Raw genomic sequence first — 24,005 nt, forward strand, 5'->3', positions numbered from 1 at the left:
TACGCGGGGCCTTACTCCATTCGCGGTAAAAACCTATGCCTCTTCTTTACTCTGCATTACTCTCTATTTACTCGCTGTAATCGAACGACCCTCAGGAGTCGGGAACATGTCAGCCTGCGTCCCCGCCCGCGCCGATTCGGCCCGGACCAAGCACGTCCACCCACCACACAGCCCGCCGCCCGGCGGTTCCCGGCGCTTCCGCGTCGCGGGCGCCGACGTCTCGGCCGCGGTCGCGGTCTTCCTGATCGCCCTGCCCCTCTCCCTGGGCATCGCCCTGGCCACCGGCGCGCCCCTCCAGGCCGGCCTCGTCGCCGCCGCGGTGGGCGGCATCGTCGCCGGACGGATCGGCGGCTGCCCGCTCCAGGTCAGCGGCCCCGCCGCCGGACTCACCGTGGTCACCGCCGACCTCATCCAGCGCTACGGGTGGCGTACGACCTGCGCCATCACCGTGCTCGCCGGGCTGGCCCAACTGGGCCTGGGCTGCCTGCGCGTGGCGCGCTCGGCGCTCGCGGTGAGCCCGGCCATCGTGCACGGCATGCTCGCCGGCATCGGCGTCACCATCGCCGTCGCCCAACTGCACATCGTCCTCGGCGGCACCCCGCAGAGCTCCGTGCCGGACAACCTGGTCGCGTTGCCCGCCCAGTTGGCGAATCTGCACCCCGCCGACCTGGCCGTGAGCGTGCTGACCCTGACCCTTCTGCTGCTGTGGCCCCGCATCCCCGGCCGGGCCGGTCAGGTGCTGGGCAGACTGCCCGCCGCCCTGATCGCCGTCGCCGGCGCCACCGCGGTCGCCGCCCTCACCGGGCTGATCCTGCCCAAGGTCGACCTGCCGTCCTGGAGCAGCCACGCCCTGGCCGCCCTGCCCGACGGCCCGGTACTCGGCCTGGTCGCCGCCGTCCTCACCACCACGCTGGTGTGCAGCGTGCAGTCCCTGCTCGGCGCGGTCGCGGTGGACAAACTGGTCGCCGCCCGGCCCGCCCAGGCCGGCCACGTCAAGCGTTCCGACCTCGACCGCGAACTGCTCGGGCAGGGCGCCGCCAACATCGTCTCCGGGTCGCTGGGCGGGCTGCCCGTCGCCGGGGTGGCGGTGCGAAGTTCCGCGAACGTGGCGGCGGGCGCCGTCAGCCGGAACTCCACGATGCTGCACGGCGTTCTCGTAGTGATCGCCGCGCTACTGCTGGTCCCGGCCCTGGAGCTCATCCCGCTCGCCTCTCTCGCCGCCCTGGTCATGGCCGTCGGCCTCAAGATGGTCTCGCTGAACCACATTCGCACGGTGACCCGCCACCGTGAGGTGCTGGTCTACGCGGTCACCACCGGCGGCGTGGTGTTCCTCGGCGTCCTGGAGGGCGTCGCCCTGGGCATCGCCGTCGCCGTCGGCGTCGCCCTGCACCGCCTCACCCGCACCCGGATCACCCACCACGAAGCGGAAGGAGTCCATCACGTACATGTACGCGGCCAGTTGACGTTCCTCGCCGTGCCGCGGCTCAGCCGCCTCCTGCACCAGGTGCCCCAGGGAGCGGACGCGGTCGTGGAGCTGGACGGGTCGTTCATGGACCACGCGGCGTACGAGACGCTGCAGGACTGGCAGAAGACGCACACCGCGCAGGGCGGCTCGGTCGACATCAGCGGCCGTCGGCCCGGCACCCGCATCTCCGAACCGGCCGAGACCGAAGGGTGCCGCTGCCGACCCTGGACACCGTGGCGCAACCACCAGTGCGACCGCCCCCCGGCCGCGCCGCCACCCGGCACGGACCGGCAGGCCACCGCGGGCGGGCCCCGCGGCAGGTCTCGCAGCGGGCCCGTCGGCAAAGGCCCCGGCACGGCTTCCGGCACAGCAGCGGCCGAGACCGCGGCCCACAAGACCACCGGCGGGACGACCGCCCCGGCCACCGGTCCGAGCGCACCCGGCGCACCCGGTGCACCCGGTGCACCCGGCACACCTGGCACACCTGGCACCCCCGACGGGCCCGCCAGGTCCGCGAGACCGGCCGGAGGCGAACTCGCCCGTGGCATCAGCGCGTTCCACCGCAACACCGCGCCCCTGATGCGACGCGAGCTGGCCCGGCTGGCGCGGGAGGGACAGCAGCCCTCCCAGCTCTTCCTGACCTGCGCCGACTCGCGGGTGGTCACGTCGATGATCACCTCCAGCGGTCCCGGCGACCTCTTCGTCGTGCGCAACGTCGGCAACTTCGTCCCGTTGCCCGGCGAGGAGAGCGGCGACGACTCGGTGGCCGCGGCGATCGAGTACGCGGTGGACGTGCTGAAGGTGCGGTCCCTCACGGTGTGCGGCCACTCCGGGTGCGGGGCCGTGCAGGCCCTGCTCGGCGCCGGGCACGCCGGGCCGGGGGGCAGGGGCACTCCCCTCCAGCGGTGGCTGCGGCACGGGCTGCCCAGCCTGGACCGCGTACACGCCGACGCGGACGCGGGCTCCGGCTCCGGCTCCGGCTCCGGCTCCGCCGATCACACCGGGTCCCGTCCTCGTCCCCGCCCCCGTCTGGCCGGACGCGGAATCGCCGACGCGGCCGAGCAGCTGTGCCTGGCCAACGTGGTCCAGCAACTGGAGCACCTGCGCGCCCACGCGTCGGTGGCCCGGGCGCTTCGGAGCGGGGACCTGGAGCTGCACGGCATGTACTTCGACGTCGGCGAGGCACAGTCGTACCTGCTGGCGCAGGACGCGGAAGGGGGCGTGTTCGAGCTGGTGCCGGAGATCGACCTGACCGCCTGAGAGCGACTGCGCCGTCCGGACGATTCCGGCAGAGCCGTGGCGCGGGCCGGTGTGAGCGGCGTTACACACGCTGAACCCCGCGCCGTCGGCGTCCGTGGGTACGGGTGACCACGGACCACGAAGCCACGGAGGAGACACCGCAGGGCAGGCGGCGACCACAACAGGTCTAAACCATTTGCCCGTCGACCCTTGTCATCGGCCCCCCGGGTCTGATGAGCTGTGGCCTGGGACACAACGGACAACCCTGAGAAAGGGAGATGTCGTGAGCAACGAATCCTTGGCCAACCTGCTCAAGGAAGAACGCAGGTTCGCACCCCCCGCCGACCTGGCCGCGAACGCCAACGTCACGGCAGAGGCGTACGAACGGGCCAAGGCTGACAGGCTCGGCTTCTGGGCCGAGCAGGCCCGTCGCCTGACCTGGGCGAAGGAGCCGACCGAAACGCTCGACTGGTCGAACCCGCCGTTCGCCAAGTGGTTCAAGGACGGCACGCTGAACGTCGCCTACAACTGCGTGGACCGCCACGTCGAGGCCGGCCACGGCGACCGGGTCGCCATCCACTTCGAGGGCGAGCCGGGCGACAGCCGCGCCATCACCTACGCCCAGCTCAAGGACGAGGTCTCCAAGGCCGCCAACGCCCTGCTGGAGCTGGGCGTGCGGAAGGGCGACCGGGTCGCCGTCTACATGCCGATGATCCCCGAGACGGCGATCGCGATGCTGGCCTGCGCCCGCATCGGCGCCGCGCACTCGGTCGTCTTCGGCGGCTTCTCCTCGGACGCCCTGGCCACCCGTATCCAGGACGCCGACGCCCGCGTCGTCATCACCGCCGACGGCGGGTACCGGCGCGGCAAGCCGTCCGCGCTCAAGCCCGCCGTCGACGAGGCCGTCGAGCGCGCCGGGATCGTCGAGCACGTGCTCGTCGTCCGCCGCACCGGCCAGGACGTCGCCTGGGACGACTCCCGCGACAAGTGGTGGCACGAGGCCGTCGAGGGGCAGTCCCCCGAGCACACGCCCGAGGCGTTCGACGCCGAGCACCCGCTGTTCATCCTGTACACGTCCGGCACGACGGGGAAGCCCAAGGGCATCCTGCACACCTCCGGCGGCTACCTCACGCAGACGGCGTACACGCACTGGGCCGTCTTCGACCTCAAGCCGGAGACCGACGTCTTCTGGTGCACCGCCGACGTCGGCTGGGTCACCGGGCACTCGTACATCGTCTACGGCCCGCTCGCCAACGGCGCGACGCAGGTCATGTACGAGGGCACCCCGGACACCCCGCACCAGGGCAGGTTCTGGGAGATCGTGCAGAAGTACGGCGTGACGATCCTCTACACCGCGCCCACCGCGATCCGGACGTTCATGAAGTGGGGCGACGACATCCCCGCCAAGTTCGACCTGTCGTCCCTGCGCGTCCTCGGCTCGGTCGGCGAGCCGATCAACCCCGAGGCGTGGGTCTGGTACCGCAAGAACATCGGCGCGGACGCCACCCCGGTCGTCGACACCTGGTGGCAGACCGAGACCGGCTCGATGATGATCACGCCGCTGCCGGGCGTCACCCACGCCAAGCCGGGCTCCGCCCAGCGCCCGCTGCCCGGCATCTCCGCCACCGTCGTCGACGACGAGGCCAACGAGGTACCCAACGGCGGAGGCGGCTACCTGGTCCTCACCGAGCCGTGGCCGTCAATGCTGCGCACCATCTGGGGCGACGACCAGCGGTTCATCGACACGTACTGGTCGCGCTTCGAGGGCAAGTACTTCGCGGGCGACGGCGCCAAGAAGGACGACGACGGCGACATCTGGCTCCTCGGCCGCGTCGACGACGTGATGCTCGTCTCGGGGCACAACATCTCCACCACCGAGGTCGAGTCGGCCCTCGTCTCCCACCCCTCGGTCGCCGAGGCGGCCGTCGTCGGCGCGGCGGACGAGACCACCGGGCAGGCCATCGTCGCCTTCGTGATCCTGCGCGGCACCACCGCGGAGAGCGACGGCCTGATCGCCGAGCTGCGCGACCACGTCGGTGCCACCCTCGGCCCGATCGCCAAGCCCAAGCGGATCCTGCCGGTCTCGGAGCTGCCGAAGACCCGCTCCGGCAAGATCATGCGCCGCCTGCTGCGCGACGTCGCGGAGAACCGTCAGGTCGGCGACGTCACGACGCTGGCGGACTCCACGGTGATGGACCTCATCCAGTCCAAGCTCCCGGCCGCGCCCAGCGAGGACTGAGCCACGGCCACCGAGGGCACCCGGCGTCGCGCACGTGCCGGGTGCCCTCGCCCGGTGTGTGCGCCGGGGCCCGGGTAAGCTGGGGAGAACACAAGCAACCCATCAAGATCCTCATGGTGCGCCGGGAAGTCTGGTCGGCACGTGTTCCGTGCTGCCCAACGACCGGAGGTTCTCCCCGTGACCGCGCCCCGCACCCCCCGCAAAGCCTTCGGACGGCTGTCCCTTCCGGAGCGCACCTACATCGCGGACGCGCTGCGCACCGAAACCGTCGGCGGCGTCCTGCTGCTGCTCGCCGCGATCGCCGCCCTGGTCTGGGCGAACATACCGGCGCTGCACGACAGCTACGAGAGCGTCAGCCACTTCCACTTCGGCCCCGGGGCACTCGGCCTCAACCTGTCGGTGGCGCACTGGGCGGCCGACGGACTCCTCGCGATCTTCTTCTTCGTCGCCGGTATCGAACTCAAACGCGAACTGGTCGCCGGTGACCTCAAGGACCCCAAGGCCGCCGCGCTCCCGGTGATCGCGGCGCTGTGCGGCATGGCCGTACCGGCGGTCGTCTACACCGTCACCGCCACCGTCGGCGGCGGTTCCCTGTCCGGCTGGGCCGTGCCGACGGCCACCGACATCGCTTTCGCGCTCGCCGTGCTCGCCGTCATCGGCACGTCGCTGCCGAGCGCCCTGCGCGCCTTCCTGCTGACGCTCGCCGTCGTCGACGACCTGTTCGCGATCCTGATCATCGCGGTCTTCTTCACCGACACCCTGAACTTCGCCGCGCTGGGCGGCGCGGTCGCCGGCCTCGTCGTGTTCTGGCTGCTGCTGCGCAAGGGCGTACGCGGCTGGTACGTGTACGTCCCGCTCGGCCTGGTGATCTGGGGCCTGATGTACAACAGCGGCATCCACGCCACCATCGCCGGTGTCGCGATGGGCCTCATGCTGCGCTGCCACACGCGCGAGGGCGAGGACCACTCCCCCGGCGAGCACATCGAGCACCTCGTGCGTCCCCTGTCGGCCGGTCTGGCCGTGCCGCTGTTCGCCCTGTTCAGCGCGGGGGTGGCCGTCTCGGGCGGGGCTCTGGCCGACGTGTTCACCAAGCCGGAGACCCTCGGTGTGGTGCTCGGACTCGTCCTCGGCAAGACGCTGGGCATCTTCGGCGGCACCTGGCTGACGTCCCGCTTCACCAAGGCGTCGCTCAGCGAGGACCTGGCCTGGGCGGACGTGTTCGCGGTGGCCACCCTGGCCGGCATCGGGTTCACCGTCTCGCTGCTCATCGGCGAGTTGGCCTTCGACGGCGACGCGGCGATGACCGACGAGGTCAAGGCCGCCGTCCTGTGCGGATCGCTGATCGCGGCGGCGCTGGCGACGGTACTGCTGAAGGTACGGAACGCGAAGTACCGGGGGATGGTCGCGGAGGAGGAGCGCGACGACGACTTCAGCGGTGTCCCCGACGTCTACGAGGAGGACGACCCCGCGTACCACCTGCGCATGGCCGCCGTCCACGAGAAGAAGGCCGCCGAGCACCGCCGGATCGCCGAGGAGATGCAGTCGGCGCGGCTTGCCGAAGTGACGGGCGGGGCAGGCGAGGAGGACGACCGTCCGGCATGATCTGACGAGACGGTACAAAAGACGGAACCGTACTCAGACGAGCCAGCAGAAGAGGGAGACCGCGATGAGCGCACCCGACGGCAGCCCGGTCGGCACCGAACGCAGCATCGGCGAGCTGTTCGCCTCGGCGACCACCGAAATGTCGGCGCTCGTGCACGACGAGATCGCGCTGGCGAAGGCGCAGCTCAAGACCGACGTCAAGCGCGGGGTGACCAGCGGTGGCGCCCTGTCCGCCGCGGGCCTGGTCCTGCTGTTCTCGCTGCCGATGCTGAGCTTCGCGCTGGCCTACGGCATCCGCACCTGGAGCCACTGGAACCTCGCGGTCTGCTTCCTGCTGTCCTTCGCGGCCAATGTGCTGGTCGCGGGCCTCCTCGCGCTGATCGGCATCGTCTTCGCGAAGAAGGCCAAGAAGGGCCGCGGACCGCAGAAGGTGGCCGCCTCGGTGAAGCAGACGGCCGGCGTGCTCCAGAACGCCAAGCCGCACCCGCGTCCGGAACTGCCCGCGGACCGGTCCCCCGAGGCGATCGAGGCTGTGGCACGCTCGTCCTCATGACGGGCTCCACCACCCCTTCGGGGCAATCCCCCTCGGCGCAGCACCCCACGTCGGTCGTCCGGCTCGGCATCCCGGGCGGACCCGAGGTGACCCACCGCGACGTCGCGGCCAACGGCGCCCGCTTCCACATCGCCGAGCTGGGTGACGGGCCGCTGGTGCTGCTGCTGCACGGCTTCCCGCAGTTCTGGTGGACCTGGCGCCACCAGTTGACGGCGCTCGCCGACGCCGGTTTCCGCGCGGTCGCCATGGACCTGCGCGGCGTCGGCGGCAGCGACCGCACCCCGCGCGGCTACGACCCGGCGGGGCTCGCCCTCGACATCACCGGCGTGGTCCGCTCGCTGGGCGAGCCGGACGCCGCGCTGGTCGGTCACGACCTCGGCGGCTACCTGGCCTGGACGGCCGCCGCGATGCGCCCCAAGCTCGTACGGCGGCTCGCGGTGTCCTCGATGCCGCACCCCCGGCGCTGGCGCTCGGCCATGCTCGGGGACGTCCGCCAGAGCCGGGCGGGCTCCTACGTCTGGGGCTTCCAGCGCCCCTGGGTGCCGGAGCGTCAACTGACCGCGGACGACGGCGCGCTGGTGGGCCGGCTGCTCCACGAGTGGTCCGGGCCGCAGCCCCTCGACGACGACGCGGTGGCGGCGTACCGCCGGGCCATGTGCATCCCCTCCACGGCGCACTGCTCGGTCGAGCCGTACCGCTGGCTGGTGCGTTCCCTGGCCCGTCCGGACGGCATCCAGTTCTATCGGCGGATGAAGCGGCCGGTGCGCGTGCCGACGCTGCATCTGCACGGTTCCCTGGACCCCGTGATGCGGACGCGGAGCGCGGCCGGGTCGGGGCAGTACGTCGAAGCGCCCTACCGCTGGCGGCTGTTCGACGGGCTCGGGCACTTCCCGCACGAAGAGGACCCGGTCGCCTTCTCGACCGAACTGATCAACTGGCTGAAGGATCCCGAACCCGACCGGTGACCGCGGTGCGAGCGATCGGTCACCGAACGGATGCGCCCGGTATCCGAACCGGAATGCTTGTCCCATGAACGGCCACTTGCCCGGCGCATAGGCCAATTGAGGGCTCCGGGAACGGTTATCGACCTTGGGGCGGGGGCACACGTCCGGGTATGGGCTGGACGCACGACTACAGTGACGTAGCACGCGACGGCCGCTCCACGAGCGGCGCGAGCAGTACCCACCGACGCGGCGGCACCCCGCAACTCGCGGGCGCGGACCTGCGGGTGGGCATTCCGCGCATCCTGCGCCGCCGGGCCCGCTGGGTCTCCGTACGCCTGCGCCATCCACGGACCTGAGACTCCGCGTCGCCGCACCGGCGCCCGGACCCGCCCGCGGACCTAGAGGGCGCAGCGGTCGCTGTCCACCTGCTGGTCGGCAGAGCGGCCCTTGCTGATGTCGTCGCGGATCTCGTCCGCCGTGAGCGCGTAACCGGTGTCCGGGTCGTCGAGGGACTTGGCGAACACCACGCCGTACACCTCGCCCTCCGGAGTCAGCAGCGGGCCGCCGGAGTTGCCCTGACGGACGGTCGCGTACAGCGAGTAGACGTCCCGTCGGACGGTGTCGCGGTGGTAGATGTCGGGGCCGTTGGCCGTGATGCGCCCGCGGACCCGGGCGGCGCGCACGTCGTACGCCCCGTTCTCCGGGAAGCCCGCGACGATCGCGCCGTCGTTGCGCTGCGCTTCCTCGTCGTCGTCGGTGAACCGCAGTGCGGGCGCGTTCAGTTCGGGCACGTCCAGTACGGCGATGTCGCGCCGCCAGTCGTAGAGGACGACCGTCGCGTCGTACTTCCGGCCCTCGCCGCCTATCTGCACCGTGGGCTCGTCGACACCGCCCACGACGTGGGCGTTGGTCATCACCCGGCGGTCGGAGAAGACGAAGCCGGTGCCCTCCAGGACCTTGCCGCAGTCGGGGGCGGTGCCCATGACCTTGACGATGGAGCGCTTGGCGCTGACGGCGACCGGGCTGTTCGCCAGCACCGGGTCCGGTGGCGGGGTGTCGGGGATGGTCTCGTTGGAGAACGGGCTGAAGACCTGCGGGAAGCCGTTCTTGTCGAGGACCGAGGTGAAGTTGTCGAACCAGTTCTCGGCGCCCGCGGGCAGGACCTCCTGCACGCCCGCCAGCACCGTGGACTGCCGCACCTCCTTGCCGACCGTCGGCATCGTGGTCCGCGCGAGGGCGGAGCCGAGCAGCCAGGCGACCAGGAGCATCGCGACGACGTTGACCAGGGCGCCGCCGGTGGCGTCCAGGGCGCGGGCCGGGGACCACGTGATGTAGCGGCGCAGCTTGTTGCCCAGATGGGTCGTCAGCGCCTGGCCGACCGAGGCGCACACGATGACGACGACGACCGCGACGACCGCGGCGGTCGTGCTCACCTCCGCGTTGTCGGTCAGCGCGTCCCAGATCACCGGCAGCAGGTAGACGGCGACGAGACCGCCGCCGAGGAAGCCGATCACCGACAGGATGCCGACGACGAAGCCCTGCCGGAAGCCGACGATCGCGAACCAGACGGCGGCCAGCAGCAACAGGATGTCCAGCACGTTCACCGATTCAGGCCTCGTCTTGTCGTCTGCGGTACGCAGGCCACCCTGTCATGCGCGCCAGTCCAGCGGGACCTGCTTCTCGCGGTCCCATGGCCGCTCCCAGCCCGCGAAGTGCAGCAGCCGGTCGATGATGCCGGCCGTGAAGCCCCACACGAGCGCCGATTCGACCAGGAATGCCGGACCTCGGTGGCCGCTGGGGTGCACGGTGGTCACCCGGTTGGCGGGATCCGTGAGATCCGACACGGGGACCTTGAAGACGCGCGCCGTCTCGGCCGGGTCGACGACACCGACCGGGCTGGGCTCGCGCCACCAGGCCAGCACCGGCGTGACGACAAAGCCGCTCACCGGGATGTAGAGCTTGGGCAGGACGCCGAAGAGCTGGACGCCGGACGGGTCGAGACCGGTCTCCTCCTCGGCCTCGCGCAGGGCGGCCCGCAGCGGTCCGTCGCCGCGCGGATCACCGTCCTCGGGATCGAGGGCGCCGCCCGGGAAGGCGGGCTGGCCCGGATGGGAGCGCAGGGAACCGGCCCGCTCCATGAGCAGCAGCTCGGGGCTGTGGCCGTCCTCGCCCTCTCGGGTGCCGTCGCCGAAGAGGATCAGGACGGCGGACTGGCGGCCGGCGCCGTCGGCGGGCGGCAGGAAGCGGCTGAGCTGGGTGGGCCGGACCGTCTCGACCGCCCGCACCACAGGGTCCAGCCAGCCCGGCAGGCCCTCCTTGCTGAGCATCGCGTCCCCGGCGGGGTTGCGCGTGGGTCCCTGCGTGTCGCTCACCCGTGTCATCTCCACCCCCGTCCTGCAGACTCCAACGCCCGACGCCTCCGAGATCGTTCCGTCACCCGGCCCCCAGCGGCGGCGCCGGCTTCCCGCCCGCGTCCAGGTAAGCCTGCGGGGGCTTGAGCCGCTGTCCCGGGAAGCCGCCCTTCTCGTACTTGAGCAGCTTCTTCGCCTTCTCCGGGTCGGTCTCGCCCTCGCCGTAGGCCGGGCACAGCGGGGCGATGGGGCAGGCTCCGCAGGCGGGCTTGCGGGCGTGGCAGATGCGGCGGCCGTGCCAGATCACGTGGTGGGAGAGGTCGGTCCAGTCGCTCTTCGGGAAGAGCGCGCCGACGGCGGCCTCGATCTTGTCCGGGTCCGTCTCCTCGGTCCACCGCCAGCGGCGCACCAGGCGCTGGAAGTGCGTGTCCACGGTGATGCCCGGCCGGCCGTAGGCGTTGCCGAGCACGACGAAGGCGGTCTTGCGGCCCACGCCGGGCAGCTTGACCAGGTCTTCGAGGCGGCCGGGGACCTCGCCGCCGAAGTCCTCCACCAGGGCCTTGGACAGCCCTATGACCGACCTGGTCTTGGCCCGGAAGAAGCCGGTCGGGCGCAGGATCTCCTCGACCTCCTCGGGGACGGCCGCGGCCAGGTCCTCGGGGGTGGGGTACTTCGCGAAGAGGGCGGGCGTCGTCTGGTTGACCCTGAGGTCGGTGGTCTGGGCGGACAGCACCGTCGCCACGACGAGCTGGAACGGGTTCTCGAAGTCCAGCTCCGGGTGGGCGTACGGATAGACCTCGGCCAGCTCGCGGTTGATGCGGCGGGCGCGGCGCACCAGCGCGGTGCGGGACTCGCCGCGGGGCGAGGCCGGGGTGACGGTCTTCGCCGGGGCGACGCCCTTGACGGCGACGGTGGCCTTCTTCGGCGCCACGGCGGGCTTCTTGGCGGGCGCCTGCCGTTTGAGGGGCGCGGTCTTCTTGGCTGCGGTCTTCTTGGCGGTCTCCTGGCCCGCGGCGCTCCTCTGGCCCGTGGCGGCCTTCGTGGCGGCGGGCGTCTTCTTGGCGGCGCCGGCCTTCTTGGCGGCGGACGTCTTCTTGGCGGCGGACGTCTTCCTGGCCGCGGCCTTCCCGCCCGAGCCGGCTCCCGCGCTCGCGGCCTTCCCCGTGTTCGCGGCCGTCTCCGTGCGCGCGCCGGTCTCGGTGTTCGCGCCGGTCTCGGTGTTCGCGGCTGTCTCCGTCTTCGCGGCCGTCTTCTTGCTCGCGGAGGACTTCTTCACGGCACCCTTCTCCGCAGTCACCCTCTTGGCAGGCACTGCCTTCTTTGTCGCTTTCGCCGCTTTCCTACCGCCATCGGGGCCCTGTTCGCCCACAGCGGAATCGCGCCGTACCGTCACCCGCGCAGCCCCCTGAGCCTGTGCTCTCACCGGCGATTTGGACACCCGGCCAGCCTACGGCCCGACGCCCGCATCCGCCCCGGACCTCGAAGATCGGCGCCCAATTGGACCCCTGCCGCGTACCCCGGGACATCGGTGCGGCATCCTTGTGACAGATCACACTGTTTGGACTGTCCGGCAAAATGGGCACCACGGACCCCTGGTACACCGGGGGAACAAGATCCTCTGAGCCGGTCGACAAGGAGAGAACTCGTGGACGACGTTCTGCGGCGCAACCCGCTCTTCGCGGCGCTCGACGACGAGCAATCCGCGGAGCTCCGCGCCTCCATGAGTGAGGTGACCCTCGCCCGCGGCGACACCCTGTTCCACGAGGGGGACCCCGGAGACCGCCTCTACGTGGTCACGGAGGGCAAGGTCAAGCTCCACCGCACGTCCCCCGACGGGCGCGAGAACATGCTGGCCGTCGTCGGCCCCAGCGAGCTGATCGGCGAGCTGTCCCTCTTCGACCCGGGCCCGCGCACGGCCACCGGCACCGCGCTGACCGAGGTCAAGCTGCTCGCCCTCGGGCACGGCGACCTCCAGCCCTGGCTGAACGTCCGCCCCGAGGTCGCCACCGCGCTGCTGCGCGCCGTCGCCCGCCGCCTGCGCAAGACCAACGACGCCATGTCGGACCTGGTCTTCTCGGACGTCCCCGGCCGTGTCGCCCGCGCCCTGCTGGACCTCTCCCGCCGCTTCGGCGTGCAGTCCGAGGAAGGCATCCACGTGGTGCACGACCTCACGCAGGAGGAGCTGGCCCAGCTGGTCGGCGCGTCCCGCGAGACGGTCAACAAGGCGCTGGCGGACTTCGCCCAGCGCGGCTGGCTGCGCCTGGAGGCCCGCGCGGTGATCCTGCTGGACGTCGAGCGGCTGGCCAAGCGCTCCCGCTGACGCACCGCGGACGCCCCTCGCCGGACGTCAGTCGGGCCGCTGGATGAGCCCGTGCTCGCCCAGGTACTCCAGTTGCGCCCGCACCGACAGCTCCGCCGCCGGCCACAGCGAGCGGTCGACGTCCGCGTACACGTGGGCGACGACCTCGCCCGGCGTGCGGTGGCCGTCCTCCACCGCCGTCTCGACCTGGGCGAGGCGGTGGGCCCGGTGGGCCAGGTAGTACTCCACGACGCCCTGGGCGTCCTCCAGGACCGGCCCGTGCCCCGGAAGCACCGTGTGCACCCCGTCGTCGGCCGTGAGCGACCTGAGCCTGCGCAGCGAGTCCAGGTAGTCGCCGAGACGGCCGTCGGGATGGGCCACCACCGTCGTGCCGCGGCCCAGGATCGTGTCGCCCGTCAGGACCGCCCGGTCGGCCGGGAGATGGAAGCACAGCGAGTCGGCCGTGTGTCCCGGTGTCGGTACGACCCTCAGCTCCAGGCCGCCCACCCCGATCACGTCCCCGGCGGCCAGCCCCTCGTCGCCCAGCCGCAGCGCCGGGTCCAGGGCCCGCACGTGGGTGCGCGTCAGCTCGGCGAAGCGCGCGGCGCCCTCCGCGTGGTCCGGGTGACCGTGCGTCAGCAGCGTCAGCGCGACCCGCTTGCCCGCCCGCTCGGCCGTGTCCATGACGCGCCGCAGGTGGCCGTCGTCCAACGGGCCCGGGTCGACGACGACGGCCAGGTCGGAGTCGGGCTCGGCGAGGATCCAGGTGTTGGTGCCGTCCAGGGTCATCGCCGACGCGTTGGGCGCGAGGACGTTCACCGCGCGCGCGGTGGCCGGTCCCGACAGGACACCGCCGCGCGGCTGTCCGGGCAGTGCTGCTGCGTCGGTCATGCGGGGGCTCCCCCGGTCGGGTCGGAAGGCGTCGCCGGTGCCGGTGCCGCGCCCGGGACGCGCTTGGTGAACTCGTCGTGCCCCGGCCAGGACAGCACCACCTCGTCGCCGGACAGCCGCGCGCGGGCCAGCACGGGCGTCAGGTCGCGGCCGGGAGCCGACGCCAGCGCCTCGGCCGCCGTACCGCACCCCGCGAGGCCGCGCAGGGTGGCGACGGTCGGCGGCATCATCAGCAGCTCGCCCCGGTCGTACCCGGCGATGGCGTCCGCCGGAGCGATCCACACCGTGCGGTCGGCCTCCGTGGAGGCGTTGCGGGTGCGCTGGCCCTCCGGGAGCGCGGCCACGAAGAACCACGTGTCGTAGCGCCGGGACTCGAACTCCGGGGTGATCCAGCGCGCCCAGGCGCCCAGCAGGTCGGAGCGCAGGACGAGACCCCTGCGGTCCAGGAACTCCGCGAAGGACAGCTCGCGGTCGACCAGGGCGGCCCGGTCGGCCTCCCAGTCGGCGCCGGTCGTGTCGCCCACCACCGAGTCGCCGGTCGGCCCCGCGAGCAGGACACCGGCCTCCTCGTAGGTCTCCCGCACGGCCGCGCAGACGATCGCCTGGGCGCCCGTCTCGTCGACGCCCAGCCGGTCCGCCCACCACGCGCGCGTGGGGCCCGCCCAGCCGACGGCGCGGTCGTCGTCGCGCGGGTCGACCCCGCCGCCCGGGTAGGCGTACGCGCCGCCCGCGAACGCCATGGAGGTGCGGCGGCGCAGCATGTGCACACAGGGGCCCGCGCCGGTGTCCTTCAGGAGCATGACGGTGGCCGCGCGCTTCGGGGTGACCGGGGTGAGGGTGCCGGCCGCCAGCGCGCGGATGCGGTCCGGCCACTCCGGTGGGTACCACTGACCATTCGCCTGACCATTCGCCATGGCCGGAGGCTATCCGGTGACGGGCGGATGTTCGAGTGGCCCCCGGGACCGGTGTGCGTCAGGCGGGCAGGCCGGTCAGCCACTCGGTGAGCAGCCGGTTCGTCTCCTCGGGGCGTTCCTGCTGGAGCCAGTGGCCGCAGCCGTCGAGGACGTGCGAGGCGCTCAGGCCGGGCAGGGTGACCGGGTACGCCTCGATCGCGTCGGACAGCCAGGTCGTGGACGCGTCCAGGCCGCCGCCGAGGAACAGGGACGGCTGGGTGATCGGGGCGCCCGCGTGGGCGGCCAGGTCGGCCCAGTCGCGGTCCATGTTGCGGTAGCGGTTGAGGGCGCCGGTCAGGCCGGTGCGCTCGAACTCCCCGGCGTAGACGTCCAGGTCCTCCTCGGACAGCCAGGAGGGCAGCCGTCCGGCGGTCGGGAACCGGTCGCGCATCCGGCCGCCGGGGGCGACGAAGTGCGGGTCGGGCTCCCCGGGGCCGGGCATGGTGTCGGCGGACAGGGCGGCGTAGAGGCCGGCGAGCCAGCCGCGTACGTCGGGCTCGATCTCCGCCTCCGCGCGGCCGGGCTCCTGGAAGTAGGAGACGTAGAACTCCTGGCCCCCGAAGGGCCCGGCCAGGTCACTCATCCGGGCGAAGGCCTCGGTGGGCCGCGGGCCGCCCGGCGGGGTGTACGGCACGCTCAGCAGGCCCACCGCGCGGAAGACGTCCGGCCGCAGCAGCGCGGAGTGCGCGGCGATGTTCGCGCCCCAGTCGTGGCCGACGACCACGGCGGAGCGCTCCCCCAGGGCCTCCACCACGGCGACGTTGTCCGCCACCAGGTCGAGCATCCGGTACGCCTCGACGGCGTCCGGCCGCGAGGAACGTCCGTAGCCGCGCACGTCGACGGCGACGGCGCGGAACCCGGCGGCGGCCAGCGCGGGCAACTGGTGGCGCCAGGAGTACCAGGACTCGGGGAAGCCGTGCACGAGCAGGACCAGCGGCCCGCTGCCCTGTTCCACGAGGTGGATGCGGCCGGCGGGCGAGGCCACCAGCCGGTGCACGGGTCGGTCGGGCCGGTCGGTCCGCTGGTCGGTCACGGGCGGCTGCGGCATGGCTCCTCCTGGCGCATACGGTCCATACGGTCGGTACGCCCCGCGGCGGGCCGGGACGGCCGGCCGGGGCCGGCTCCCGCGCCGTACGGGGCACCGGCACCGATCCTGCGGTGCCCGGGCCGCCGGGGCGAGGTTTGTTGCCGGCCCGGCAACGGGTCCGCAACAGGCCACGCGCCCGGCCCGGTACCCGCCCGGCTCCGCTACGGCTGGACCAGCTCCACCTGGATCTCGACCTCCACCGGCGCGTCCAGCGGGAGGACCGCCACGCCGACGGCGCTGCGGGCATGCACGCCCTTGTCGCCGAGGACCGCGCCGAGCAGCTCGCTGGCGCCGTTGACCACGCCGGGCTGGCCGGTGAAGTCGGCCGCCGACGCGACGAAGCCGACGACCTTGACGACACGCGCGACGCGGTCCAGGTCACCGGCGACGGACTTCACGGCGGCCAGGGCGTTCAGCGCGCAGGTGCGGGCCAGCTCCTTGGCCTCGTCCGGGGTGACCTCGGCGCCCACCTTGCCGGTGACCGGCAGCTTGCCGTCCAGCATCGGGAGCTGCCCGGAGGTGTAGACGTACGGTCCGGACCGCACGGCCGGCTGGTAGGCGGCCAGCGGCGGGACGACCTCGGGCAGTGTCAGGCCCAGCTCGGCGAGCTTCGCCTCCACGGCGCTCACGCCTGCTTCTCCCGCTTCAGGTAGGCCACGAGCTGCTCGGGGTTGTTCGGCCCGGGCACGACCTGGACGAGCTCCCAGCCGTCCTCGCCCCAGGTGTCCAGAATCTGCTTCGTGGCATGGACGAGCAGCGGCACGGTTGCGTATTCCCACTTGGTCATGCGGCCGACTCTAGCCGCTGTCCGGGGCGCCCCCGCGACCGCTGCCCGGGCCCCCGCGCGGGCCGGCCGCGGCGACGTTGTCCACAGCCTCCGGAGTACTCCGTGCGCGGACTGGTTACGCTCGAATACGTGAGCAGGCTCCAGGTCGTCAGTGGCAAGGGCGGTACCGGCAAGACCACGGTGGCCGCGGCCCTCGCGCTGGCCCTGGCCACCGAGGGGAAGCGCGCGCTTCTCGTCGAGGTCGAGGGCCGCCAGGGCATCGCGCAGCTCTTCGAAACGGAGGCGCTGCCTTATGAGGAGCGGAAGATCGCCGTCGCTCCCGGGGGTGGGGAGGTGTACGCCCTCGCCATCGACGCCGAACTGGCCCTTCTGGACTACCTCCAGATGTTCTACAAGCTGGGCAGCGCCGGACGGGCCCTCAAGAAGCTCGGCGCGATCGACTTCGCGACGACCGTCGCCCCGGGGGTCAGGGACGTCCTGCTGACCGGCAAGGCGTGCGAGGCGGTCCGGCGCAAGGACAGACAGGGACGGTTCGTCTACGACTACGTCGTCATGGACGCCCCGCCCACCGGCCGCATCACGCGCTTCCTCAACGTCAACGACGAGGTGGCCGGGCTCGCCAAGGTCGGCCCGATACACAATCAGGCGCAGGCCGTGATGCGGGTGCTGAAGTCGCGGGAGACCGCCGTGCACCTGGTGACGCTGCTGGAGGAGATGCCGGTCCAGGAGACCGTGGACGGCATCGCCGAGCTGCGCACGGCACGGCTCCCGGTGGGCCGGGTCGTCGTCAACATGGTCCGCCCCCAGGTCCTGGACGCCACCGACCTGGAGCTCGTACGGGACACACCGCGCACGGCGCTGGCCAAGTCTCTGTCCGGGGCCGGGCTCGGCGGGGCGCGGCGCGGCGGGCACGCCGAGCGGCTGGTGGATCCGCTGCTCGCGCAGGCCGGGGAGTACGCCGAGCGGTACGCGCTGGAGCAGGAGCAGCGGGCGGTCCTCGGCGAGCTGGGCCTGCCGACGCACGAACTGCCGCTGCTCGCGGAGGGCATGGACCTGGCGGGCCTGTACGAACTGGCCACCGAGCTGCGGAAGCAGGGGATCGCATGAGTCCGAAGGACCCGGCCCGTCAGCGGGAGGGCGCGCGACGCCTGAAGGCCGCGCGTGTGCTCGACGTCGACCGCCTGCTGGAGGATCCGCAGACCCGCATCGTCGTGTGCTGCGGGTCCGGCGGGGTCGGCAAGACGACCACGGCGGCGGCCCTGGGCCTGCGCGCGGCCGAGCGGGGCCGCAAGGTGGTCGTCCTCACCATCGACCCGGCCCGGCGGCTCGCGCAGTCCATGGGCATCGACTCGCTCGACAACACCCCGCGCCGGGTGAAGGGCGTCGACGACGCGGCGGGCGGCGAGCTGCACGCCATGATGCTGGACATGAAGCGGACCTTCGACGAGATCGTCGAGTCCCACGCGGACCCCGACCGGGCCGCGGCGATCCTGGGCAACCCCTTCTACCAGTCGCTCTCGGCGGGCTTCGCGGGCACGCAGGAGTACATGGCGATGGAGAAGCTGGGGCAGTTGCGGGCGAAGGACGAGTGGGACCTCATCGTCGTCGACACCCCGCCCTCCCGCTCGGCGCTGGACTTCCTCGACGCGCCCAAGCGCCTGGGTTCCTTCCTGGACGGCAAGCTGATCCGCGTCCTGCTGGCCCCGGCGAAGGTCGGCGGCCGGGCCGGGATGAAGTTCCTGAACGTCGGCATGTCGATGATGACCGGCGTCCTGGGCAAGGTGCTGGGCGGGCAGTTCCTCAAGGACGTGCAGACCTTCGTGGCCGCGATGGACTCGATGTTCGGCGGGTTCCGCACCCGCGCGGACGCCACGTACAAGCTGCTCCAGGCGCCCGGGACGGCGTTCCTGGTGGTCGCGGCGCCGGAGCGGGACGCGCTGCGCGAGGCCGCCTACTTCGTGCAGCGGCTGGCCGCCGAGGACATGCCGCTCGCCGGTCTGGTGCTCAACCGCGTCCACGGCAGCGGCGCCGACCGGCTGTCGGCCGAGCGGGCACTCGCCGCCGCGGAAAATCTTGAAGAGTCCCGCATTGTGGATCAAGACGGCGGGAAAGCTGGAGTTCGTACCACCCCCGCCAACTCTCCCGATCCACACGGCAGTTCGCCCTCGCCCGAGTCCGCCCCCGGCGACCCGGACCCCGACGGCACCTCTCCCGAGGCCCTCGAACCGGCGGCTGTCGGCACGACGGCTGCCGACACGGCAGCTTCCGCCACGGCATCTTCCGACACGGCCGAGCGGTCCGCCGACGTGCTCGCCGCCGGACTGCTGCGGCTGCACGCGGAGCGCATGCACCTGCTCGCCCGCGAGCAGCGCACGCGTGACCGCTTCACCGCGCGTCACCCCGAGGTGGCGGTCACCGAGGTGGCCGCGCTCCCCGGCGACGTGCACGACCTCGCGGGGCTGCGGGACATCGGGGCACGCCTGGCGACCGGCCGGCCCGAGCTGCCCGAGCCGGGCGCCTGATCCCTGCCCCCACGGGGCCCTGTCCGGCCGGGCGGGGCCTGGTCCGGACCTCGTGAGCCCCGGCGGGGCTCAGACCACGGCCGCGTAGTCCTCGTACACCTCGTCGTCCTCGAGGGGCACGATGCCGGCCCCTCGCTCGTACTCCGTCCGCGCCGTCTCCAGGAGCCGGCGCCAGGAGGTCACGGTGGGCCGCCTGCGCAGCAGTGCGCGGCGCTCCCGTTCCGTCATGCCTCCCCACACGCCGAACTCGACGCGGTTGTCGAGCGCGTCGGCCAGGCACTCGGTCCGCACCGGACATCCGGTGCACACCGCCTTGGCCCTGTTCTGCGCTGCTCCCTGAACGAACAGTTCGTCCGGATCAGTAGTGCGGCAGGCGGCCTGCGCACTCCAGTCGGTTACCCAGCCCATACCGGCGCCGTCCTCTCCCGAATCGAGGCTCCCCCACGGCGGCAGCGGCATATTCACCGCCGCCAGTTGAGGACGTTACGGAAGGTGGGCACAGCGCAACACCCCCTTCGGGCCCAATCTTGAATGGCCCGAACGGACTATGGGTAAGCGGCAGATCACCCGGGGGAGTGAGCTGGCGACATGCGCGACGATCCCGACATTCAGGTCATCTCTGGTGCGTCACAACGGACACCGATTGACACACGAGGCGGATTCGGACACGCACCCCACACGCCGCGGCACACGCCGGCACGCACCAACGCGCCCCCCAGCGGGGCCCCTCGAAGAAAGATCGAGCGGATCCGGAACGATTCGGGGTCGCCGGACGTATTGATACGTGGCCTCACTGCTGTGACAGTTGAGTGCAGCTTAGGCCAAGGCATATACGCGTGTCCGGCGAATGAGAACGTAGGCTGCCTCCATGCCAAAGAAGCGCTCGGGCGGTGGTCTGTCGCCAACGCAGCAGGCCGCCAAGTTCCTCGGTGTCAGTGTGCTCGCGGGAGCAGTGCTGGCCGGCATCGCGTTGCCCGCCGTGGGCGCGCTGGGGCTGGCCGCGAAGGGTTCGGTGGAGAGCTTCGACGCCCTCCCGACCAGCCTGAAGACTCCCCCGCTGAGTCAGCGCACCACCATCCTCGACGCCGAGGGCGGCACGATCGCCACGGTCTACTCGCGCGACCGGACGGTGGTCGACCTCAAGGACATCTCGCCGTACATGCAGAAGGCGATCGTCGCCATCGAGGACTCGCGGTTCTACGAGCACGGCGCGATCGACCTCAAGGGCGTCCTGCGCGCCGTCAACAAGAACGCGCGCAGCGGCGAGGTCTCCGAGGGCGCGTCCACGCTCACGCAGCAGTACGTCAAGAACGTCTTCGTGGAGGAGGCGGGCGACGACCCGACGAAGGTCGCCCAGGCCACCCAGCAGACCATCGGCCGCAAGATCCAGGAGCTGAAGCTCGCGATCCAGGTCGAGGAGGAGCTGGGCAAGAAGAAGATCCTCGAGAACTACCTGAACATCACCTTCTTCGGCCAGCAGGCCTACGGCGTCGAGGCCGCCTCCCAGCGGTACTTCTCCAAGCACGCCAAGGACCTCAACGTCCAGGAGGCGGCCCTGCTGGCCGGCATCGTCCAGTCGCCCAGCCGGTACGACCCGGTCAACGACGAGGCCGAGGCCACCAAGCGGCGCAACGTCGTCCTGAACCGCATGGCCCAGGTCGGCGACATCTCGCCGGCCGAGGCGGAGAAGGCGAAGAAGGCACCGCTCGGGCTGAAGGTCAGCAAGCCCAAGAACGGCTGCATCACGGCCGTGAAGAACGCCAGCTTCTTCTGCGACTACGTGCGCGAGGTGTTCCTGAGCGACGAGGTCTTCGGCAAGACCCGCAAGGACCGCGCCAAGGTCTGGAACCAGGGCGGCCTGACCATCCGCACGACGCTCGACCCGCAGGCGCAGGCGTCGGTGCAGCAGTCGCTCAAGGACCACGTGAACCAGTCGGACTCGGTGGCCGCCGCGAGCACGCTGGTCGAGCCGGGCACCGGCAAGGTCCTCGCCATGGGCCAGTCGAAGCCGTACGGCTACGGCAAGAACGAGACCGAGATCAACTACTCGGTGGACCACGGACTGGGCGGCTCCAACTACGGCTTCCCGACCGGTTCCACGTTCAAGCCGTTCGTCGCGGCGGCCGCGCTGGAGGAGGGACGCCCGCCGACGCAGGAGTACTCGTCGCCGTACGAGATGCCCTACCCCGAGCCGGTGCAGACGTGCAGCGGGAAGCCGTGGCTCAACACGGCCGGTGAGAAGGTTCCCAACGAGAGCGAGTCGGAGGTCGGCCCGTACCGGCTGAAGGAGGCGATGGCCCTCTCGGTCAACACCTACTTCGTCCAGATGGTGGCGGACATCGGTCTGTGCCCGGTCATGAAGATGACGGACTCGCTGCACGTGGTGCAGGGCAGCGGCGAGAAGCTCCCGGAGGTCCCCGCCGTCTCCCTCGGCTCCAGGGGTGTGGCCCCGCTGACGATGGCGAGCGCGTACGCCGCCTTCGCCTCCCGGGGCATGTACTGCACGCCGATCGCGATCGAGTCGATCACCCAGAAGATCGGCAACAAGCAGAAGCCGCTCGAGGTGCCGAAGTCGACGTGCTCGCGCGCGATGAGCGAGAAGACCGCCGACACGGTGAACACCCTGCTGCAGGGCGTGGTCGACTCCGGTACCGGCAAGGCGGCCGGTCTCACCGACCGTGACAACGCCGGCAAGACGGGTACGACCGACGAGCGCAAGAACGCCTGGTTCGTCGGCTACACGCCGAACCTGTCGGGCGCCGTCTGGGTGGGCAGCGCCTCGCAGCAGGTGCAGATGAAGAACATCACCATCGGCGGGCAGTACCACGACCTGGTCTTCGGTGGCGCGGTCCCGGGTCCGATCTGGAAGGACGCCATGACCGGCGCCCTGTCGGGCAAGGACTCCCCCTCGTTCAACCTCGTCGACATCCCGGACGAGAAGAAGGACAAGGAGAAGGACAAGGACAAGGGCCGCGACAAGAAGAAGCCCGACGACGGGAACAACGGCGACGACGCCGGCTTCATCGGCGGCCTGTCCGACGGCGGCACCGGCGACGGCGGGCCGGGCGGCTTCCCCGGCGGCAACCTGATCCAGGGCCGGGGCAACGGGCCGGGCGGACGCCACTGACCCTCCCCCGGCAGCGCACGGCCAGGACGAAACGGTCCCTTTCCCGGAACGGGGGAGGGACCGTTTTCTTCCGGACCAAATGACCTCCAAACCCATTCGACGTGATTACGCCAGCCCATCGGAGAGCCATTCCGTTCGCCCGATGCCGTGACATAGTCGCGTCTGGCCCCGCCACCGGGTGCCTTTCCTTGCGGTCGCTCATGGAGGGGAAATGAAACTTCGTTCACGGATCGGCGCGATGCTGGGCGCACTGCTCAGCGCGCTCGCCCTGGTCCTCATGCTTCCCGGCCCGGCTCAGGCGAGAGCCCAGGCCTGCGCCGGCTTCGGCTGCGACGGCCACGACCCCAACATCCAGACGTGGCAGTCCGGTCCGGTCAGCCCGTACGGGCCCTACAACCTCGGCGGCTCCTTCCTGTACGAGCTGCGGTGGGGCAAGACCGACGGCGACCAGTACAGCTGGGCCCGGCTGCACTACATCAGCGGCTCCAACGAGCAGAACTGGAGCGTGTACGTCCAGCGTTGCACCAAGGACCAGTCCGAGTGCTACTGGCGGCTCGGTCTGAAGAAGGGCGGCGCCTCGGGCTGGACCGCCAAGATCCCGAGCGGGACGAACTACTACTGGACGCGCACCCCGATGTACTACAACCCCTCGACCCACATGATGCGGGCCTGCGTCGAGGACCCGTCGGGCGACGCCAGCTGCACCCCCTGGTACTGAGCCGGCCCGCGGTCGCCGTGACAACGGCACCGCCGCCACGGGCGGAATGATGGAATTCCATCGTTCCGCCCTTTTGTCGCTCAATCCTTCATTTGTTCGTCTTCCCCGTACGGCAGAGATCATTTAAAATGGTACGCGCACAACAGCCGCACATCACATCGGGGTTCTTTTGACCGTCAGACCGGAAGATTGTGCCGACCTTTCCACCCTCGGCGACGACGACCGAATGATTCTGAACCTCTTGTACGCGGGCTTCAGCGACGCCTCGATCGCCCGGCGGCTCGGCGTGGGCCACCGCACGGTGCAGCGCAGGGTCCAGCGGCTCATGGAGCAGTTGCGGGCCAACGGACGGGTGGCCCTGGGGGCACGGGCCCAGGAACTGGGCCTGCTTCCGCCCCGCGCGTCCGCCGTACGAACCGGGAGGGCGTCCGCCGCGGTGGACGCCCTCCCGCACCCCGTGCGGAGCCGGCCGGTCCGTCAGCGGTAGCGCTCGGCCCGGCGGCGACGGGAGGCTTCCGACACGTCGGGCACCGCGCCCGCACCCGCGCCCGGTGCCTCGTTCCACGAACGGATCTTCGCGGCGACGCGCCCCAGCCGCGCGTCGCCCGGCGGTACGTCGAGGTAGAACAGCCCCTCGTACGGGCGGCGGTCGTCGCCGCCCCACCGGACGACGCCCTCGGTGTCGGCGAGGATGTCCCGGATCGTCAGCACCTGGGCGCCGGTGAAACCGTCCCGCACACCCGGCGGATAGGTACCCGGCCTGATGACGACGGCGGTACCGGAGGCGAGGTTCGACTCGGGCCGCGCGCCGTCACGCACCCCCGACGGCGCCGTCCACCCCGCCAGCGCCCCGGGTCCCGTGCCCGCGCCCAGGGCGTCCACCTCGTAGTGGAAGCGGCGGACCACGTGGACCAGCACGGTTTCCGTGTCGCCCATGCGCAGCGGGACGGTCAGCCCCGTGCCCGGCACGGCGCAGGTGACGACGGCACCGTCGGCGTCGGCGGCGTTCTGCATCTCCCACCCGTTGACGGACGGACGGCCGGTGCGCAGCCGGCGGTGACGCGCTCTCGCGCGGCGCAGCGCCTCCTTCAACGCGTCGTTCCCGACCGGCTGCGGCGCGGCGGCGGCCGGGGAGGCGAGGAGGCCGGTGGTGGTGAGGCTCGCGGCGGCGGTGACACCGGCGGCGGCGAGCAGGGTGGTGCGGCGGGGAATACCGGAGTTGTGCAAC

General features: G+C 71.7%; 22 protein-coding genes. 12 read left to right on the forward strand and 10 right to left on the reverse strand.

The genetic code is table 11. The features are described from left to right. The first annotated feature begins 106 nt into the window (after window positions 1–106). From Sdi02f_RS17060 to Sdi02f_RS17085, 6 genes are all read left to right on the forward strand, one after another. On the forward strand, window positions 107–2,725 hold the full coding sequence (locus tag Sdi02f_RS17060; protein WP_108933595.1) for a SulP family inorganic anion transporter: 2,619 nt from the start codon (window positions 107–109) through the stop codon (window positions 2,723–2,725). A 262-nt stretch (window positions 2,726–2,987) separates the two neighbouring features. After that, entirely contained in the window at window positions 2,988–4,943 is a 1,956-nt protein-coding gene (gene acs / locus Sdi02f_RS17065) for an acetate--CoA ligase (protein WP_030404231.1), read from the forward strand. A gap of 177 nt (window positions 4,944–5,120) precedes the next feature. Continuing rightward, the gene (nhaA, locus tag Sdi02f_RS17070) at window positions 5,121–6,545 is read left to right on the forward strand and encodes a Na+/H+ antiporter NhaA (protein WP_030404232.1); all 1,425 of its coding nucleotides are present in this window, start codon (window positions 5,121–5,123) and stop codon (window positions 6,543–6,545) included. Between the two features lie 64 nt (window positions 6,546–6,609). Continuing rightward, window positions 6,610–7,098 (forward strand): phage holin family protein, encoded by a 489-nt coding sequence (locus Sdi02f_RS17075; protein ID WP_030404233.1) that lies wholly within the window; start codon window positions 6,610–6,612, stop codon window positions 7,096–7,098. Further along, on the forward strand, window positions 7,095–8,063 hold the full coding sequence (locus tag Sdi02f_RS17080) for an alpha/beta fold hydrolase (RefSeq protein ID WP_053637896.1): 969 nt from the start codon (window positions 7,095–7,097) through the stop codon (window positions 8,061–8,063). Before Sdi02f_RS17075 ends, Sdi02f_RS17080 begins: the two co-directional genes overlap by 4 nt. Window positions 8,064–8,212: 149 nt before the next feature. Next, window positions 8,213–8,398, forward strand: a complete 186-nt coding sequence (locus Sdi02f_RS17085) for a hypothetical protein (RefSeq protein ID WP_078861527.1) — start codon at window positions 8,213–8,215, stop codon at window positions 8,396–8,398. A gap of 42 nt (window positions 8,399–8,440) precedes the next feature. Here Sdi02f_RS17085 and Sdi02f_RS17090 read toward each other — a convergent pair whose 3' ends face one another. From Sdi02f_RS17090 to nth, 3 genes are read right to left on the reverse strand one after another with little or no spacing between them, the layout of a single operon-like run. Further along, window positions 8,441–9,646, reverse strand: a complete 1,206-nt coding sequence (locus Sdi02f_RS17090; protein WP_031085672.1) for a MarP family serine protease — start codon at window positions 9,644–9,646, stop codon at window positions 8,441–8,443. 45 nt (window positions 9,647–9,691) lie between these two features. Next, entirely contained in the window at window positions 9,692–10,423 is a 732-nt protein-coding gene (locus Sdi02f_RS17095) for an NUDIX hydrolase (RefSeq protein ID WP_030404236.1), read from the reverse strand. Window positions 10,424–10,475: 52 nt separating this feature from the next. Beyond that, complete coding sequence (gene nth, locus Sdi02f_RS35915; RefSeq protein WP_245962211.1) at window positions 10,476–11,669, reverse strand: endonuclease III; 1,194 nt, start codon at window positions 11,667–11,669, stop codon at window positions 10,476–10,478. Window positions 11,670–12,038: 369 nt separating this feature from the next. Here nth and Sdi02f_RS17110 point away from each other — a divergent pair, with 369 nt between their 5' ends. Further along, window positions 12,039–12,713: a Crp/Fnr family transcriptional regulator gene (locus Sdi02f_RS17110; protein WP_003975365.1), complete on the forward strand. Its 675-nt coding sequence runs from the start codon at window positions 12,039–12,041 to the stop codon at window positions 12,711–12,713. Window positions 12,714–12,740: 27 nt separating this feature from the next. On the opposite strand, the gene Sdi02f_RS17115 is transcribed toward Sdi02f_RS17110, so the two are convergent. The 5 genes from Sdi02f_RS17115 to sp36 form a co-directional block, all read right to left on the reverse strand. After that, window positions 12,741–13,583: an MBL fold metallo-hydrolase gene (locus tag Sdi02f_RS17115; RefSeq protein WP_030404238.1), complete on the reverse strand. Its 843-nt coding sequence runs from the start codon at window positions 13,581–13,583 to the stop codon at window positions 12,741–12,743. Next, window positions 13,580–14,497 (reverse strand): NUDIX hydrolase, encoded by a 918-nt coding sequence (locus Sdi02f_RS17120; RefSeq protein WP_108933596.1) that lies wholly within the window; start codon window positions 14,495–14,497, stop codon window positions 13,580–13,582. The genes Sdi02f_RS17115 and Sdi02f_RS17120 overlap by 4 nt, the downstream gene beginning before the upstream one ends. Window positions 14,498–14,555: 58 nt before the next feature. Continuing rightward, window positions 14,556–15,584: an alpha/beta fold hydrolase gene (locus Sdi02f_RS17125; protein ID WP_108933597.1), complete on the reverse strand. Its 1,029-nt coding sequence runs from the start codon at window positions 15,582–15,584 to the stop codon at window positions 14,556–14,558. A 200-nt stretch (window positions 15,585–15,784) separates the two neighbouring features. Next, window positions 15,785–16,252 carry a RidA family protein gene (locus Sdi02f_RS17130; RefSeq protein ID WP_030404241.1) on the reverse strand — a complete coding sequence of 156 codons (468 nt, stop codon included), beginning with the start codon at window positions 16,250–16,252 and terminating at the stop codon, window positions 15,785–15,787. Beyond that, on the reverse strand, window positions 16,249–16,410 hold the full coding sequence (sp36, locus tag Sdi02f_RS17135) for a Sp36 family protein (RefSeq protein WP_003975360.1): 162 nt from the start codon (window positions 16,408–16,410) through the stop codon (window positions 16,249–16,251). The genes Sdi02f_RS17130 and sp36 overlap by 4 nt, the downstream gene beginning before the upstream one ends. Before the next feature lie 129 nt (window positions 16,411–16,539). On the opposite strand from sp36, the gene bagA reads away from it, so the two are divergent. Continuing rightward, entirely contained in the window at window positions 16,540–17,517 is a 978-nt protein-coding gene (gene bagA, locus Sdi02f_RS17140; RefSeq protein WP_030404242.1) for an ATPase BagA, read from the forward strand. Then, complete coding sequence (gene bagB / locus Sdi02f_RS17145; protein ID WP_108933598.1) at window positions 17,514–18,932, forward strand: ATPase BagB; 1,419 nt, start codon at window positions 17,514–17,516, stop codon at window positions 18,930–18,932. The genes bagA and bagB overlap by 4 nt, the downstream gene beginning before the upstream one ends. A gap of 69 nt (window positions 18,933–19,001) precedes the next feature. Here the strand turns inward: bagB and wblA are convergent, their stop codons facing one another. Then, complete coding sequence (wblA, locus tag Sdi02f_RS17150; protein WP_030404244.1) at window positions 19,002–19,340, reverse strand: transcriptional regulator WblA; 339 nt, start codon at window positions 19,338–19,340, stop codon at window positions 19,002–19,004. Window positions 19,341–19,800: 460 nt separating this feature from the next. Between wblA and Sdi02f_RS17160 the strand changes: the two genes are divergently transcribed. The 3 genes from Sdi02f_RS17160 (at window position 19,801) to Sdi02f_RS36445 (ending at window position 23,264) form a co-directional block, all read left to right on the forward strand. Then, window positions 19,801–22,059 (forward strand): transglycosylase domain-containing protein, encoded by a 2,259-nt coding sequence (locus tag Sdi02f_RS17160; RefSeq protein WP_030404245.1) that lies wholly within the window; start codon window positions 19,801–19,803, stop codon window positions 22,057–22,059. 211 nt (window positions 22,060–22,270) lie between these two features. After that, window positions 22,271–22,777 (forward strand): hypothetical protein, encoded by a 507-nt coding sequence (locus tag Sdi02f_RS17165; protein ID WP_030404246.1) that lies wholly within the window; start codon window positions 22,271–22,273, stop codon window positions 22,775–22,777. A gap of 226 nt (window positions 22,778–23,003) precedes the next feature. Next, window positions 23,004–23,264: a helix-turn-helix domain-containing protein gene (locus Sdi02f_RS36445; protein WP_234319737.1), complete on the forward strand. Its 261-nt coding sequence runs from the start codon at window positions 23,004–23,006 to the stop codon at window positions 23,262–23,264. Here the strand turns inward: Sdi02f_RS36445 and Sdi02f_RS17175 are convergent. Then, window positions 23,255–24,004: a hypothetical protein gene (locus Sdi02f_RS17175; RefSeq protein WP_031085680.1), complete on the reverse strand. Its 750-nt coding sequence runs from the start codon at window positions 24,002–24,004 to the stop codon at window positions 23,255–23,257. The two genes, Sdi02f_RS36445 and Sdi02f_RS17175, sit on opposite strands and share 10 nt — an antisense overlap. Between the last annotated feature and the right edge of the window lies 1 nt (window position 24,005).

This window comes from Streptomyces ardesiacus (assembly GCF_003112575.1).
Lineage (GTDB): Bacteria > Actinomycetota > Actinomycetes > Streptomycetales > Streptomycetaceae > Streptomyces > Streptomyces ardesiacus.

Bases quoted from the DNA above. Each gene is read 5' to 3' on its own strand.
- Sdi02f_RS17125 (WP_108933597.1), bottom strand. From the start codon at position 15,584: ATGCCGCAGCCGCCCGTGACCGACCAGCGGACCGACCGGCCCGACCGA.
- Sdi02f_RS17160 (WP_030404245.1), top strand. From the start codon at position 19,801: ATGCCAAAGAAGCGCTCGGGCGGTGGTCTGTCGCCAACGCAGCAGGCC.
- Sdi02f_RS17080 (WP_053637896.1), top strand. From the start codon at position 7,095: ATGACGGGCTCCACCACCCCTTCGGGGCAATCCCCCTCGGCGCAGCAC.
- Sdi02f_RS17115 (WP_030404238.1), bottom strand. From the start codon at position 13,583: ATGACCGACGCAGCAGCACTGCCCGGACAGCCGCGCGGCGGTGTCCTG.
- Sdi02f_RS17165 (WP_030404246.1), top strand. From the start codon at position 22,271: ATGAAACTTCGTTCACGGATCGGCGCGATGCTGGGCGCACTGCTCAGC.
- sp36 (WP_003975360.1), bottom strand. From the start codon at position 16,410: ATGACCAAGTGGGAATACGCAACCGTGCCGCTGCTCGTCCATGCCACG.
- Sdi02f_RS17120 (WP_108933596.1), bottom strand. From the start codon at position 14,497: ATGGCGAATGGTCAGGCGAATGGTCAGTGGTACCCACCGGAGTGGCCG.
- Sdi02f_RS17060 (WP_108933595.1), top strand. From the start codon at position 107: ATGTCAGCCTGCGTCCCCGCCCGCGCCGATTCGGCCCGGACCAAGCAC.
- Sdi02f_RS17095 (WP_030404236.1), bottom strand. From the start codon at position 10,423: ATGACACGGGTGAGCGACACGCAGGGACCCACGCGCAACCCCGCCGGG.
- Sdi02f_RS17085 (WP_078861527.1), top strand. From the start codon at position 8,213: ATGGGCTGGACGCACGACTACAGTGACGTAGCACGCGACGGCCGCTCC.
- wblA (WP_030404244.1), bottom strand. From the start codon at position 19,340: ATGGGCTGGGTAACCGACTGGAGTGCGCAGGCCGCCTGCCGCACTACT.
- Sdi02f_RS36445 (WP_234319737.1), top strand. From the start codon at position 23,004: ATGATTCTGAACCTCTTGTACGCGGGCTTCAGCGACGCCTCGATCGCC.
- Sdi02f_RS17075 (WP_030404233.1), top strand. From the start codon at position 6,610: ATGAGCGCACCCGACGGCAGCCCGGTCGGCACCGAACGCAGCATCGGC.
- bagB (WP_108933598.1), top strand. From the start codon at position 17,514: ATGAGTCCGAAGGACCCGGCCCGTCAGCGGGAGGGCGCGCGACGCCTG.